The organism is Methylobacterium sp. FW306-05-D (assembly GCF_058782155.1).
Genome location: NZ_JBYSXL010000012.1, coordinates 1 through 12755, shown reverse-complemented (window position 1 = coordinate 12755; position 12755 = coordinate 1). Strand labels below are relative to the sequence as shown.

Annotated in this window: 16 protein-coding genes; 11 read left to right on the top strand and 5 right to left on the bottom strand. The window is 65.3% G+C overall.

Annotated features, from left to right (window positions below):
- Positions 1 to 9: 9 nt before the first annotated feature.
- The gene (locus AC3WLN_RS06795) at positions 10 to 711 is read left to right on the top strand and encodes a response regulator (protein WP_492480292.1); all 702 of its coding nucleotides are present in this window, start codon (positions 10 to 12) and stop codon (positions 709 to 711) included.
- A gap of 42 nt (positions 712 to 753) precedes the next feature.
- On the opposite strand, the gene AC3WLN_RS06790 is transcribed toward AC3WLN_RS06795, so the two are convergent.
- On the bottom strand, positions 754 to 984 hold the full coding sequence (locus AC3WLN_RS06790) for a hypothetical protein (protein ID WP_492480291.1): 231 nt from the start codon (positions 982 to 984) through the stop codon (positions 754 to 756).
- Between the two features lie 292 nt (positions 985 to 1276).
- Between AC3WLN_RS06790 and AC3WLN_RS06785 the strand changes: the two genes are divergently transcribed.
- The 5 genes from AC3WLN_RS06785 to AC3WLN_RS06765 all read left to right on the top strand — a co-directional run bounded on the left by AC3WLN_RS06785 (position 1277) and on the right by AC3WLN_RS06765 (position 3658).
- Complete coding sequence (locus tag AC3WLN_RS06785) at positions 1277 to 1477, top strand: hypothetical protein (RefSeq protein ID WP_492480290.1); 201 nt, start codon at positions 1277 to 1279, stop codon at positions 1475 to 1477.
- Between the two features lie 199 nt (positions 1478 to 1676).
- On the top strand, positions 1677 to 2186 hold the full coding sequence (locus tag AC3WLN_RS06780) for a ferritin-like domain-containing protein (RefSeq protein WP_492480289.1): 510 nt from the start codon (positions 1677 to 1679) through the stop codon (positions 2184 to 2186).
- 196 nt (positions 2187 to 2382) lie between these two features.
- Entirely contained in the window at positions 2383 to 2844 is a 462-nt protein-coding gene (gene rplM / locus AC3WLN_RS06775) for a 50S ribosomal protein L13 (protein ID WP_055952181.1), read from the top strand.
- Between the two features lie 2 nt (positions 2845 to 2846).
- Entirely contained in the window at positions 2847 to 3326 is a 480-nt protein-coding gene (gene rpsI, locus AC3WLN_RS06770; RefSeq protein ID WP_056222465.1) for a 30S ribosomal protein S9, read from the top strand.
- Between the two features lie 80 nt (positions 3327 to 3406).
- Positions 3407 to 3658, top strand: a complete 252-nt coding sequence (locus AC3WLN_RS06765; protein ID WP_463775820.1) for a hypothetical protein — start codon at positions 3407 to 3409, stop codon at positions 3656 to 3658.
- A gap of 107 nt (positions 3659 to 3765) precedes the next feature.
- On the opposite strand, the gene AC3WLN_RS06760 is transcribed toward AC3WLN_RS06765, so the two are convergent.
- The gene (locus AC3WLN_RS06760; protein ID WP_492480288.1) at positions 3766 to 4284 is read right to left on the bottom strand and encodes a hypothetical protein; all 519 of its coding nucleotides are present in this window, start codon (positions 4282 to 4284) and stop codon (positions 3766 to 3768) included.
- A gap of 219 nt (positions 4285 to 4503) precedes the next feature.
- On the opposite strand from AC3WLN_RS06760, the gene argC reads away from it, so the two are divergent.
- Positions 4504 to 5442 (top strand): N-acetyl-gamma-glutamyl-phosphate reductase, encoded by a 939-nt coding sequence (argC, locus tag AC3WLN_RS06755; protein WP_492480287.1) that lies wholly within the window; start codon positions 4504 to 4506, stop codon positions 5440 to 5442.
- A gap of 772 nt (positions 5443 to 6214) precedes the next feature.
- Positions 6215 to 6748 carry a Ros/MucR family transcriptional regulator gene (locus AC3WLN_RS06750; protein WP_492480286.1) on the top strand — a complete coding sequence of 178 codons (534 nt, stop codon included), beginning with the start codon at positions 6215 to 6217 and terminating at the stop codon, positions 6746 to 6748.
- A 184-nt stretch (positions 6749 to 6932) separates the two neighbouring features.
- Here the strand turns inward: AC3WLN_RS06750 and AC3WLN_RS06745 are convergent, their stop codons facing one another.
- Together AC3WLN_RS06745 and AC3WLN_RS06740 are read right to left on the bottom strand one after the other, a co-directional pair.
- A complete protein-coding gene (locus tag AC3WLN_RS06745) occupies positions 6933 to 8189 on the bottom strand; it encodes a hemolysin family protein (protein ID WP_492480341.1) in 1257 nt (418 codons plus the stop codon).
- A gap of 179 nt (positions 8190 to 8368) precedes the next feature.
- On the bottom strand, positions 8369 to 8821 hold the full coding sequence (locus AC3WLN_RS06740; RefSeq protein ID WP_492480285.1) for a PaaI family thioesterase: 453 nt from the start codon (positions 8819 to 8821) through the stop codon (positions 8369 to 8371).
- Between the two features lie 191 nt (positions 8822 to 9012).
- Between AC3WLN_RS06740 and AC3WLN_RS06735 the strand changes: the two genes are divergently transcribed.
- From AC3WLN_RS06735 to AC3WLN_RS06725, 3 genes are all read left to right on the top strand, one after another.
- Entirely contained in the window at positions 9013 to 9441 is a 429-nt protein-coding gene (locus tag AC3WLN_RS06735) for a CoA-binding protein (RefSeq protein WP_492480284.1), read from the top strand.
- Positions 9442 to 9565: 124 nt separating this feature from the next.
- Entirely contained in the window at positions 9566 to 10609 is a 1044-nt protein-coding gene (locus tag AC3WLN_RS06730) for an N-acetyltransferase (protein WP_492480283.1), read from the top strand.
- On the top strand, positions 10587 to 11015 hold the full coding sequence (locus tag AC3WLN_RS06725) for an ASCH domain-containing protein (protein WP_492480282.1): 429 nt from the start codon (positions 10587 to 10589) through the stop codon (positions 11013 to 11015). The genes AC3WLN_RS06730 and AC3WLN_RS06725 overlap by 23 nt, the downstream gene beginning before the upstream one ends.
- 8 nt (positions 11016 to 11023) lie before the next feature.
- Here the strand turns inward: AC3WLN_RS06725 and AC3WLN_RS06720 are convergent, their stop codons facing one another.
- Positions 11024 to 12334, bottom strand: a complete 1311-nt coding sequence (locus AC3WLN_RS06720) for an MFS transporter (RefSeq protein ID WP_492480281.1) — start codon at positions 12332 to 12334, stop codon at positions 11024 to 11026.
- Positions 12335 to 12755: the final 421 nt, after the last annotated feature.

Sequence of the window (12755 nt, the reverse complement as noted above, 5' to 3'; positions counted from 1 at the left end):
CCTCCCCGCATGAGCCTCCCTGTCCTCGTGGTCGACGACGAGCCGCCGATCCGCAAGCTCCTGCGGATGGGTCTGGCGACGCAGGGCTACACCATCTTCGAGGCGCCCAACGCGCGGGTCGCCCTCGAGATCCTGGCCCGCGAGACGATCGACCTGATCATCCTCGATCTCGGCCTGCCCGACATGCGCGGGCACGACCTCCTCCGCCGCATCCGGGAGGAGCATCGCGACCTGCCGGTGGTCGTGCTGTCGAGCCGCGACGACGAGCCGGGCAAGGTCGAGGCCCTCGACCTCGGTGCGGACGACTACGTCACCAAGCCCTTCGGCATGGGTGAACTCCTGGCACGCCTGCGCGCGGCCCTGCGCCACCAGCTGGCGGTGCAGGGCGAGCGCGCCCTGTTCGAGGTCGACGGCCTCAGCGTCGACCTCGTGCGCCGCATCGTCCGCGTCCGCGGCGCGGACGTGAAGCTGACGCCGCGGGAATACGACTTCCTCCGCGTCCTGGTGCAGCACGCCGGCAAGGCCCTGACCCATGCCCAGTTGATGACCGCAGTCTCGACTTCGTCCGATCCGCAATATCTGCGCGTCTACATGCGCCAGCTTCGCCAGAAGCTCGAAGCCGATCCCGAACGTCCCCGGATCCTCCTGACGGAGACCGGCGTCGGCTACCGCCTGCGCGCGCCCGACGACGACGGCGGTCCGTTCCGCTGAATTGGCCAGGGTTCGGGGCCGGCCCCGCCATCCGCCTCTCCGTCAGATCCGCAATTCGATGCGGTCCGCCGCGATCCGGACGGCGTCCGGCCGATGCGCCGTCGCCTCCACGGCATAGTGCAGGGCCGCTTGGCAGGTGCGGAACAGGCCGCCGGCCCGGCCGTGGATCTCGACGGCGACCCAGCAGCCCCGCCCGTCCCGGCCGACGACGAAGTGCGGCGTCTCGGATGCGGAAGCCGGGCCGGCGGGAACGGTCGGGGTCGGACTGGACATGGATCGCTCGTGGGTTCGCGCGGTCCAGGTCTCGGACCGCGGGAGGAATCTGCGTCGCGGCGCGTGAGGGTTCGAGCGGGGACCGGGCACGATTTCGTAAGGGTCTCATCAGGATCGCGCCCGTGGCGACCGGCCTCGGCGCGGCCGTCTTCGCCGTGATCGCCCTCGGCGTTCACCGCATGGTCTCCCCTGCGCCGCCGGCCTGAGCGCCGCGCGCCGCCCCGGCGGTGCTTGACCCCGGCGCGACCGCGCGGGACAGCAGCGGATCGGACCCGAGCTAAGGATTGCCGCGATGGCCACGCCCCGCGACCTCAAAGTTCAGATGGCGGGCGAGACCCGCGCCCGCGAACGGGCACAGGCCCTGGCCGCGACTCAGGCGGCGCGGGCCCAGCGTGCCGAGACCGTCGCCCGCGAAGCCGAGGCGGATCGCGACGGCTGGAAAGCGCGGGCCCTGGCCGCCGAGGCGGAGCTGGAGCGGCTGAAGCAGGGCTGAGAGTTTCGCAGGGCCGAGATCTTCTGAGGGCATGAAGCGAGGCAGTCGATCCGCGTATTTCCATTCAAGGCGCCGGGTGCCTTCTTCGTTGCGGAGCTGCGTCCGAAAGACATCCCGGGTCGATCGGAACAGGGGCCGGCGCGGACATCTTCTCGTGACGACAGCCAACGTCTTGGCGAGTGATGAGGAGAGCGTCCCCGTGACCATCGACACGCGCGAAATCTACGTGACGGCCCTGAAGAACACCCATGCGCTGGAAATGCAGGCGCTCCAGATCATGGAACGGCAGGTCGAGCGCCTGCAGCGCTATCCCGAGATGGAGGCGGCCCTGCGCCGGCACATCGAGGAGACGCACGGCCAGCGCACCCGGCTGGAGGAGGCCCTGCACGGCGTCTCGGAAAGCCCGTCGACCATCAAGGAGGGCGTGCTCGGCTTCGTCGGCAACATGATGGCCCTCGGGCACACGCCGGCCCAGGACGAGATCCTGAAGAACGCCTACGCCAACCACGCCTTCGAGAACTTCGAGATCGCGGCCTACGAATCGCTCCTCGCCATCACCGAGGCGGCGGGCCAGCAGGGGGCGCTCACGGGCTTCCAGCAATCCCTGCGCGAGGAAGAGGCGATGGCGCGCAAGGTGCGCGAACTCGTGCGCCCCACCACCCTGCGCTACATCGAGCTGACCACGAGCGGCGACAAGGCGGATCGCTGAACGGGATTGCGGTATCTGGATACCGTGAGACTGAAACGCTTCGAATGATTGCGCTTTTCGCTTTCCGTGCGGGTCGAAACGCGCGGAAAGCGGCTTGACGAAACCGTCGCATCTCCCTAATGGAACGTCCAACGCCGCCGCGTCCCGCACGCGGCGGCGCATCGTTTTGTCCAGACACCATACGGAACGCCACGGGATGAAGACCTTTTCTCTGAAGCCCGCCGACGTCGACAAGAAGTGGATCATCGTCGATGCGGAGGGCCTGGTCGTCGGCCGGCTCGCCTCCATCGTCGCCATGCGCCTGCGCGGCAAGCACAAGGCCGCGTACACGCCCCACGTCGATTGCGGCGACAACGTCATCGTCATCAACGCCGAGAAGGTGAAGTTCACCGGCCGCAAGCGCGAGCAGAAGGTGTACTACCACCACACCGGCTACCCGGGCGGCATCAAGGAGCGCACGGCCAAGTTCATCCTCGACGGCCGCTTCCCCGAGCGCGTCGTGGAGAAGGCCGTCGAGCGCATGCTGCCGCGCGGCCCGCTCTTCCGCCAGATCATGGGCAACCTCCGGGTCTACAAGGGCTCCGAGCATCCCCACACCGCCCAGCAGCCGCAGGCGCTCGACGTCGGCAGCCTCAACCGCAAGAACGTGAGCGCTTGATCATGGCGACCCTTCAGTCCCTCTCCGACCTGAACCGCGCGAACGTCGAGTCGCCGGAGAACGCCGCCCCGGTCCACGTCCAGAAGCTCGACGCCCAGGGCCGCGCCTACGCCACCGGCAAGCGCAAGGACGCGGTCGCCCGCGTCTGGATCAAGCCCGGCACCGGCAAGGTCGTCGTCAACGGCCGCGCCGTCGAGACCTACTTCGCCCGCCCGGTGCTGCGCATGATCCTGCGCCAGCCGCTACAGATCGCCAACCGCGTCGACCAGTACGACATCACCGTCTCGGTGCATGGCGGCGGTCTCTCGGGCCAGGCCGGCGCCGTGCGCCACGGCCTCTCGAAGGCGCTGACCTACTACGAACCCGAGCTTCGCTCGCCGCTGAAGCGCGAGGGCTTCCTCACCCGCGACAGCCGCGTGGTCGAGCGCAAGAAGTACGGCCGCAAGAAGGCTCGCCGCAGCTTCCAGTTCTCGAAGCGCTGAGCCAGTCCTTCGATCGATGTCCGGACAGGGCGGCTTCGGCCGCCCTTTCCTTTTGAGCCGCGGCAGAGAGACCCGTTCCCATGGCCAAGCCCTTCCGACGCGTCACCACGCCCGATGCCGCCGCCGTGACCCTCTGCCTGGCGGAGACGGACGGCGCGACGACCGGGGAGGTGAAGCTCGCCGATGGGCGCCTATTCAGCACCACCGGCGTGCTCCCCATCGCCCAGGCCTTCGGCATCGCCGTCCACGTGGCCAACGAGAGCGGGCGCGAGATCGTGGTGATCGATCCCCGGAACCTGTGGAAGCCGTCCTGGGGGACGCTCAGCGCCTGAGCCGTGAAAGCACTCTCAGGCGAGGTGGATGCCGGATCGCGCCAAGACACTGCGCGCCCGCAACAAGAGGGGGCATGTTCGGTGATCCGGGGATCACCGAACATGCTCTAGGCGTGGAGCGCGTGCTCCAGTTCGCCCTTCGACATCTTCGAGCGGCCGGGAATGTTCTTGTCGCGCGCCGCCTTCATCAGGTCGGCCTTCGTCGTGTTCGATCCCGATTTGCCTGACGCCGATTTGCGCGCCGCGGCGGTCTTCTCGGCGACGTCGGCCGGCTGCTTCGAGAACTGCTTGCCCTTGGCGGAATCGGCACGCTTCTTCTTCGTGGACCGGTCGTATTCCGACTTCGAGACCGACTCGCGGGCCTTCTTCGGCAGGTAGCGCTCGCCCGTCTCGCCGCTCTTCTTGCCGGACTTGGTGTCCCATTCCTCCTCGGTCCACTGCTTCAGGTGGTTGTCGGAGGACTTCTTGCCTTCGTAGCCGCCGCCGGCATCCTTGTAGGCCTTCGTGGCGGCCTGGGCCTTGCGGGCCGACCATTGACCGGGCTTTCCGCCCTTGTCGGATTCGGTGACCTGCTTCTTCACCTTTTCCCAAAGCTTGGGATCACTCTTTTCCGCGCTGGCTGACATCGGTTCGACCTCGATCGGGTGTGTCGTCCCGCGAATAACAGCCGTTCGATGCCGCCGTTCCAGGCCGCTCCCGGCGATACACAGGCTTGATCGAGCGTCATCAAGCCTTGTTGTGCTCGCGAGAAGACGTTGACTTGACGAAGCGTCCCGGTCACCTGCGCGCACGGGCCGGTGTGAGAGGTGTCTTCGTCGGCGCGATCAAGAGGATGTCAGGCGACCATGAGCGAGAACGATGCGGGGCGGAAGCCCACGGTCTTCATCGATGGCGAGGCGGGAACCACCGGCCTCGGAATCCGCGAGCGCCTCGAGCGCGAGGGCCGCGTCGCCCTCAAGAGCATCCCGCATGAGAGCCGCAAGGACGTCGCGGTCAAGCGCGACCTGCTGCAGGCGGTCGACCTCGTCGTGCTGTGCCTTCCGGACGCCGCCGCCAAGGAGACCGTCGCCCTGGCCGACGCCCTGCCGGGCGGGGGGCCGCGCATCCTGGACGCCAGCACCGCCCACCGGGTCGACCCGGCCTGGGTCTACGGCTTCGCCGAGCTCGAACCCGCCCAGGCGCAGGCGATCCGCGCGGCCTGGCGCGTGGCCAATCCCGGCTGCTATCCAACGGGGGCGATCGCGCTGCTGCGGCCCCTCCTGGAGGCGGGCCTGATCCCGTCGAACTTCCCGATCAGCATCAATGCGGTCAGCGGCTACAGCGGCGGCGGCAGGAGCATGATCGAGGCCTACGAGGCCGGCCAGGGCGAGCCCTTCCTGCTCTACGGCCTCGGGCTCGGCCACAAGCACCTGCCGGAGACCCAGGCCTATTCCGGCCTGACGCGGCGGCCGATCTTCATCCCCTCCGTCGGGAATTTCCGGCAGGGCATGCTGGTGAGCGTACCGCTCCATCTCGACACCCTGCCGGGGGCGCCCCAGGTCTCGGACCTGGAGCGGGCATTGGCGGCCTATTACGAAGGTCAGGACCTCGTGCGGGTGATCCCGGTGGAGGGCGCCGAGCGGATCGAGCCGGAGGCCTTGAACGACACCGACCGGCTCGAGTTGCGGGTCTTCGGCAACGAGGCCTACCGCCAGGCCGTGCTCGTCGCCCGCCTCGACAATCTCGGCAAAGGTGCCTCGGGTGCGGCCGTGCAGAACATCGGCCTGATGCTCGGTCTCGACTGACACGGACCGGCCACCCCCGGCCCCTGCACGCGGGGGGTGGCCACGCGACGCGATCGCCGAATCCCGCCCGCCGGCCGCGGCCCGGCATCGATCAGCCGGCGTTCTGCCCACGCTTTGCTCGACCGAAATCTTTGCCATCACACACGAAGATCACCGCGGCGTGGTCGGAGACCCGGTCGCGAAGGTGATTCGCCACCAACCGGGCAAAAATTCATAGCAGGGCGACCGCCGATCATCTTGGGTGCGAACGGCATCCCGACCTTCCCCAAGCTTTTGCCATCGACGCTGCGCAACGTCTCTTGGCTTGATTGCGGACGTCGGAAATTTGTTCTATCGAACGAACTATCAGGTCTGGTGTTCGGGCCGGAATTCGTCGGACTTCATCGCGGCACCGTCGGTGTCGACCGATGAGCTCCTGCCGTTTGCCCCTCGCGAGGTGTCGATCCGCCGACCAGGCGCGCCCCGGTGATCCCGAACCGGTCGAGATCATCTCCGGATAACGCCGGAGCTTGCTGCTTTGGCGGGATCATTCTTCAGCATCGTCACGACGAACCGCACTTATCTGCGGTGTCTGCGTGATTGAGCATGGTCTTTTCAGGCAACCGGAGCGCGATTGGCCGCAATCGTGCAGGCAATGCGCGAAAAATTGATAAATGATCCACACGACCACGATGGAAAAACGTTTATTCTCAGATGCAACATCTTGCTTGCAGGAAGATCTGAGCCTACGGTCGAAGACAACTTCAACACTCATCCAGATTGGCGACGCCACATGAACGAAACAGACAACGATGCAGCACGGCTCATCACCCTGGCAGCCGATATCGTCTCGGCCTACGTCAGCAACAACCATGTACAGAGCGCGGAGCTTCCTAAGCTGCTCAGTGATGTGCACGAGGCGATCCGTGGCGTGACCGCCAGCGGCACGCCGGCCGCCGAAGCCGGGCCGCCGAAGGCGACGCCCCAGGAGATCCGCCGCTCGATCACGCCGGAATACCTGATCAGCTTCGAGGACGGAAAGCAGTACAAGACCCTGCGCCGGCACCTCACCCTGCGCGGCCTGACCCCCGAGCAGTACCGGGCCAAGTGGGGCCTGGCGCCCGATTACCCGATGACCTCGGCGAGCTACTCCGAGCAGCGTTCCGAGCTGGCCCGCGCCCTCGGCCTCGGCCAGCAGCGCCGCAAGGGCGTGCCCAAGAGCGCGTCGGACGAGACCGTGTCGGCGCCGCCCCCCGAGGAGGCCGCTGCCGAGGCGCCCCCGGCCGAGAAGAAGCGCCGCACCGCGCGCAAGAAGGTCGACGCCTGAAGGCCTGAAGAAGCCTGCGCGCGCCTCACCGGCGTGGGCGGGCACCCCCCCCTTGATCGATCCAACGGCAGCGAGCCGATCCGAGACGCCTCGGATCGGCTCGTCCGCGTTTGTGCTTGAGGTCGGGCCAGAGGCCCCGTCGAGAGGGCGTCGCTGCCGGCTCGCGGGCGCGTCCGGTCCCCGCTCAGGACAGCGGCGTCGCCAGGACCTTGTCGATGCGGCGGCCGTCCATGTCGACGACCTCGAAGCGCCAGCCATGGGACTCGAAGTGGTCGCCCGTGCCGGGGATGCGCCCGAGGCGGAAGATCACGAAGCCCGCGAGCGTGGTGAAGTCGTCGGAATCCGGGTGTTCCGCGAAGGCGAGGCGGTCGAAGGCCTGGGAGGCCGGCATCATGCCGTCGATGAGGAGCGAGCCGTCCTCGCGCTCCACCACGCTCGGCTCGTCGCCCACCTCCGGGATGTTGCCGGCGATCGCCTCCAGGAGATCGGTCTGGGTGACGATGCCCTCCAGGCTGCCGTACTCGTCGACGACCACCGCCATCCGCACGGGCTTGGCCTGGAAGGTCTCGAGCACGGCCAGGATCGACATGCTCTCGTGCACCACGATCGGCGGCTGCGTGGCCGCCAGGACGTTCACCGGCTTGCCGTCGAGGAGCTGGTTCAGCAGGTCCTGCTTGCGCACGACGCCGACGATCTCGTCGACTTCGCTGCGGCTGACCACGAGCTGCGCGTGGTCGCATTCCCGCACGGATTTGAGGACCGCCTCCGGCTCCTCGTCGGCATCGACCCATTCGACCTCGTGGCGCGGGGTCATGATATCGCGCACCCGGCGCTCGCCGATGGAGAAGATGCGCTGCACCGCCTCCTGCTGGGCCTCGCGGATCAGGCCGGCCTCCTGGCTGGCCTGGACCAGCAGGTTGAGCTCCGCGGTGGAGTGCAGCGCGCCCTCGCCGTGGCCCGCCTGGAGGCCGAACAGCCGCACCACGCCGTTGCCGAGGCCGTTGAGGAACAGGATCGCCGGGCGGAAGACGAACAGGAAGACGCCGAGCGGCCGCACCACCGCCAGCGCCGTCCGCTCGCTGCGCTGGAGGGCGAGGCTCTTCGGGGCGAGCTCGCCCAGCACGATGTGCATCGCCGTGATGAGGACGAAGGAGATCACCACTGCGATGGTGTGGGCGGCGGTGGTGCCGACGGGATCGGGCAGGAAGCCGAGGGCCGGGATGATGAGGTGGGCGAGCGCCGGCTCGCCGACCCAGCCGAGGGCCAGGGAGGAGATGGTGATGCCGAGCTGCGTCGCGGCGAGGTAGGCGTCGAGCTGGTCGGTGGCGCGCTGGAGGGCGCGGGCGTGGGTGCGGCGCTCGGAGACGAGTTCGGCGACCCGGCTCTTGCGTACGGAGACCAGGGCGAACTCGGCGGCCACGAAGAAGCCATTGGCGAGCACGAGGGCGAAGACGGCGACGAGGCCCAAGCCGGTCACCCATGCGTCGTCGGAAATCGTCGTCTCCCCTTGGTCAGCGGCGGATGTCTAACAGCTACGCGGGAGGCGGGCCACCGCGTTCGCGTCGAACGCGCCGGTATACGAGGAGGGTCGCGTCGAGGTCGCGCGTAATCGGAGGCCGCTCACCGCTCCGGCGGGATCGCGTAGGTGCCGGTGGCGTGGCAGACGAGCGGACCGCCCTCCGGCCCGGTGATGGCGACCTCGCCGACGGCGAGGCGCCGGCCGAGCTTGAGCAGGCGGGCGGTGCCGAGGAGCCCGTGGGGGCCGGGCCGGCGCAGGAAGTTGAAGTTGAGGCTGGTGGTGACGGCGAGGGCCACGGGGCCGAGGCTGGCGAGGATCGCCGCGTAGAGGGCGTAGTCGGCGAGCGCCATCATGGAGGGGCCGGAGACCGTGCCGCCGGGGCGCAGGTGGCGCTCGTGGTGGTCCATCCGCATCCGGGCGAGGCCGGGGCCGACCTCGACCAGGTGGTAGGTCCGGCCCCCGGCCTCCATCTGCGGGAAGGCCGATTCGAGGAAGGCCACGGTCTGCGCCAGGGAGAGAGCCTGGGGCAGCGGGTCGGACGGGGTCTCGGACATGGACGGGATCTCCGGTTCACCGGGCCGGGCGGAACGACCGATGCCCTGCGCGCAAAGACTTCGGGGGAACGCACGAGATCTTGCGGACGACCCGCGAAGCCTTGCGGCGCCCGCTCCGCGCGCGACGCGCCCGAATCCCGGATCTCCGCGAAGCCTTGCAGCACGCCCCCGCTTGTCCGACAAGATCGGGGATGCGCCAGAATCACGACGTCTACGACCCCGCCCTGATCCGCAGGGTGCTCAGCGAGACCCGGACCATCGCGCTGGTCGGCGCCTCGGCCAACCCGGGCCGCCCGAGCCACCACGTCATGGCCTTCCTGCTGGGACGCGGCTACCGGGTGATCCCGGTCAATCCCGGGCTCGCCGGGCAGACGCTGCTCGGCCAGCCCGTCATCGCCCGCCTCGCCGACTTGGCCGAACCCGTCGACATGGTCGAGATTTTTCGGAGCTCCGACGCCGCCGGCGGCGTGGTGGACGAGGCCCTCGCCCTCCCCCAGCCGCCGCGCTTCATCTGGATGCAGATCGGGGTGCGGGATGAGTCCGCAGCCTCGCGGGCTGAGGCGGCGGGGTGTGTTGTGGTGATGGATCGGTGTCCGAAGATTGAGATATTTCGCACTTAGGCCCGTTTCCCCGTTCACACGATAAAAAGTTGCTGCAAGAACGTAATCTCAGGTTGAAATTGCCTGTTCCTGTTTTATTCTTATTTTCTTAGGAGATTTAGAATCAGAGTTTTTGAGAAGCCCGATGCTCAATAATCTACGCCTGACGAAGTTCGAAGACATCGATCTAAAAGACGATTTTTTTGACTCTCTAAGAGACGATTATAAAGGATTTGATAAGTGGTACAATAGCAAGCTTAAGCAGAATTGCTACGTAGTCGATAATATTTCAAAGGCCGGTATCCGAGGATTTCTTTACCTTAAGGTAGAGAATGGGGAAGTCTCCGATGTCGACCCTATTTTACCGGCCGCTAAAAGACTCAAAATCGGCACACTCAAGATCATCGCGCATGGGACGAAGCTTGGCGAACGAGTTTTGAAGAAGGCGTTTGATACTGCCATCGCAGAGGGCGTGAGTGAAATTTATGTGACAATATTCCCAAAGCATGTAGGATTGATCAAGCTCTTCGAAAAATACGGGTTTTCGAAATGCGCAATGAAAGAAGACGAAGTTGTTTTTTCAAGGCAGATGAAAAATTACACGGGTGATATAATCAAGGATTATCCTCATATATCATTGGCCGGACACCGTTATTTCTTGCGGGCAATTTATCCAGAATATCATACAAAACTATTTCCAGACTCGATTTTGCACAACGAGGATGCCAATTTAGTTCAAGATATAAGCTATACAAATACAATCCATAAAGTTTATATCGCAAAAATGCCGCTCACTCGGATGAAACGCGGTGATGTCGTCATAATGTATAGAACTACCGATCGAATTGGACAGGCGCGATTCCGATCAGTGATCACTTCTATTTGCGTAATTGAAGAGATCAAGCGTAAAAAAGATTTTGCAAATTTAGCGGAGTTCCTAAAATTCTCTGTGCCACACAGTGTGTTCTCTGTTGCAGAATTGCGCAAAATCTATTCTGACCCAAAGCGACACTATATAGCCCGCATGACGTATAACGCGGCTTTTACTAAACGCGTTATACGTGACAAGATGTTGGATCAGGTCGGTATAACCGAGCAGCCACGGTGGGACCTGCGAGAACTCGATGAAGATCAAGTCCGACAACTTGCAAATCTTGGTGTACTAAATGCGAGTATTATTGTCGATTAAGCCTGAGTTTGTAGTAAAAATTTTGAGTGGTGAGAAGCGATATGAGTTCCGCAGAGTTATACACTCAAATAGAAATGTAAATGTAGTTGTGATGTATATGACTTCACCTGTGCAAAAAATTGTCGGAGAGTTTCGGATTGATAATATATTGACAGATAGTCCAGATAAAATGTGGGATAAAACACATAAATTTGCAGGGATCAGTCGTAAAGACTACAATAAGTACTTTGATGGTCGAAAATTAGCACATGCGCTGAGCATTGGATCTGTGACCCAATACATCAATCCGATAGATCCAAAATCAATAATTCCATCCTTTACTCCTCCGCAATCTTTCATGTATTATCCCCTTGAGTCCTTACCCTATCGCGTAGAAGAAAATAGACAAATCGAAATGGTATATTGATACTCGCATCAAATTGTCCCATTTTTTGTCTCCTGCATCGAAGCTACAGCCACAAAACTAACCCCAGCGGCCACCGCCAAATAAAGCCCCACCCAACCCACACCACCCCACTCGCTCAGCCGCTGCGCCAGATACGGCGCGGCGGAGGCTCCCAGGATTCCCGCGAGGTTGTACGTCACGCTCGCCCCGGTGTAGCGCACGCGGGTCGGGAAGAGTTCGGGCAGCAGGGCGCCCATGGGGCCGAAGAGCCAGCCCATGGCGAAGAGTCCGAGGCACAGGAAGCCGAGGACGAGGCCGCCCTGGCCGCTGCCGAGCATCGGGCCCATCAGCAGGCCGAGGCTGGCGGTGAAGACGAGGCCGGAGAGGAGGACGGGGCGGCGGCCGTACGCGTCGGCGGCCCAGCCCGAGAGCGGGATGCCGAGGCCCATGAACAGCACGGCGACGCATTCGAAGAGCAGGAAGGTCGGCCGGGTGAAGCCGAGCGTCGAGACGCCGTAGCTCAGGGCGAAGACGGTGGAGAGGTAGAACACCGCGTAGCAGGCCACCATCGCGAAGGTGCCGAGCAGCGTCGCGCGGAGGTACTTGGTGAAGATCACCGCCAACGGCACCTTCTCGGGGGCCGCCTTCTCCAGGGCGGCCTTGAAGACCGGGGTCTCGGTGAGTTTCAGCCGGACATAGAGCCCGACGCCCACCAGGGCGGCCGAGGCCAGGAACGGGATGCGCCAGCCCCAGGCCTGGAAGTCGGCGGGGCTTAAGCTCAGGGCGAGCCCCAGGAAGCCGAGATTGGCGGTGATGAAGCCCACCGGCGCCCCGAGCTGCGGGAAGATGCCGTAGAGGGCGCGCCGGCCCGGGGGCGCGTTCTCCACCGCCAGCAGGGCCGCCCCGCCCCATTCGCCGCCGAACCCGACGCCCTGGCCGAAGCGCAGGACGCACAAGGCCAGCGGCGCCCACCAGCCGGCGGTGGCATAGGAGGGCAGGCAGCCGATGAGCACCGTCGACAGGCCCATGATCATCAGGGAGGCCACGAGGGTGGCCTTCCGCCCGACCCGGTCGCCGAAATGGCCGAAGAAGGCCGCGCCCAGGGGCCTTGCGATGAAGGCGATGGAGAAGGTGGCGAAGGCCGCCAGCGTCTGCACCGCCGGATCGCCGGGCGGAAAGAAGATCGGCCCGATCACCAGGGCGGCGGCGGTGGCGTAGACGTAGAAGTCGTAGAACTCGATCGCGGTGCCGACGAAGCTGGCGATGAGGATGCGCGCCGCCGGCACGGCCTCGGCGGGATTCGTCGGACGGGTCGCGGGGCGGAGGGCTGTCTGGCTCATGGCCGCGGCCATAGCGTAGCGGAGACCGGCAGGATAGCGCCGGGTCGGGGTGGATCGCGGGTTCCCCTCCCCCTTGTGGGTCGGGGGTGGGGGTGACCTCACACCGTCATTCCGGGGCGCCGCAGGCGAGCCCGGACCCGCAGGGGCGCGCCGGAGGCGTGCAATCCAGAGCCGCCGACGGCATCAGGTTCGGCACTACCTGCGGATCTGGGTCCCGGGTTCCGCTGCGCGGCCCCGGGATGACGGGGTGCCAGGGATCGCAGACGGCACCTCGCCGTCATTCCGGGGTGCCGCAGGCGAGCCCGGACCCGCAGGGGCGCGCCGGAGGCGTGCACTCCAGGACCGCCGACGCCGGCAAGTTCGGCAAAACCTGCGGAGCTGGAGCCCGGGCTCCGCCGCCCGTCCCCGCGCCCGCCTGCAC

Coding starts and splice junctions, on each gene's coding strand:
- AC3WLN_RS06760 (WP_492480288.1), bottom strand. CDS start 4,284: ATGTCAGCCAGCGCGGAAAAGAGTGATCCCAAGCTTTGGGAAAAGGTG.
- AC3WLN_RS06795 (WP_492480292.1), top strand. CDS start 10: ATGAGCCTCCCTGTCCTCGTGGTCGACGACGAGCCGCCGATCCGCAAG.
- AC3WLN_RS06790 (WP_492480291.1), bottom strand. CDS start 984: ATGTCCAGTCCGACCCCGACCGTTCCCGCCGGCCCGGCTTCCGCATCC.
- AC3WLN_RS06750 (WP_492480286.1), top strand. CDS start 6,215: ATGAACGAAACAGACAACGATGCAGCACGGCTCATCACCCTGGCAGCC.
- rpsI (WP_056222465.1), top strand. CDS start 2,847: ATGGCGACCCTTCAGTCCCTCTCCGACCTGAACCGCGCGAACGTCGAG.
- AC3WLN_RS06720 (WP_492480281.1), bottom strand. CDS start 12,334: ATGAGCCAGACAGCCCTCCGCCCCGCGACCCGTCCGACGAATCCCGCC.
- AC3WLN_RS06725 (WP_492480282.1), top strand. CDS start 10,587: ATGCGAGTATTATTGTCGATTAAGCCTGAGTTTGTAGTAAAAATTTTG.
- AC3WLN_RS06730 (WP_492480283.1), top strand. CDS start 9,566: ATGCTCAATAATCTACGCCTGACGAAGTTCGAAGACATCGATCTAAAA.
- AC3WLN_RS06785 (WP_492480290.1), top strand. CDS start 1,277: ATGGCCACGCCCCGCGACCTCAAAGTTCAGATGGCGGGCGAGACCCGC.
- rplM (WP_055952181.1), top strand. CDS start 2,383: ATGAAGACCTTTTCTCTGAAGCCCGCCGACGTCGACAAGAAGTGGATC.
- AC3WLN_RS06735 (WP_492480284.1), top strand. CDS start 9,013: ATGCGCCAGAATCACGACGTCTACGACCCCGCCCTGATCCGCAGGGTG.
- argC (WP_492480287.1), top strand. CDS start 4,504: ATGAGCGAGAACGATGCGGGGCGGAAGCCCACGGTCTTCATCGATGGC.
- AC3WLN_RS06740 (WP_492480285.1), bottom strand. CDS start 8,821: ATGTCCGAGACCCCGTCCGACCCGCTGCCCCAGGCTCTCTCCCTGGCG.
- AC3WLN_RS06765 (WP_463775820.1), top strand. CDS start 3,407: ATGGCCAAGCCCTTCCGACGCGTCACCACGCCCGATGCCGCCGCCGTG.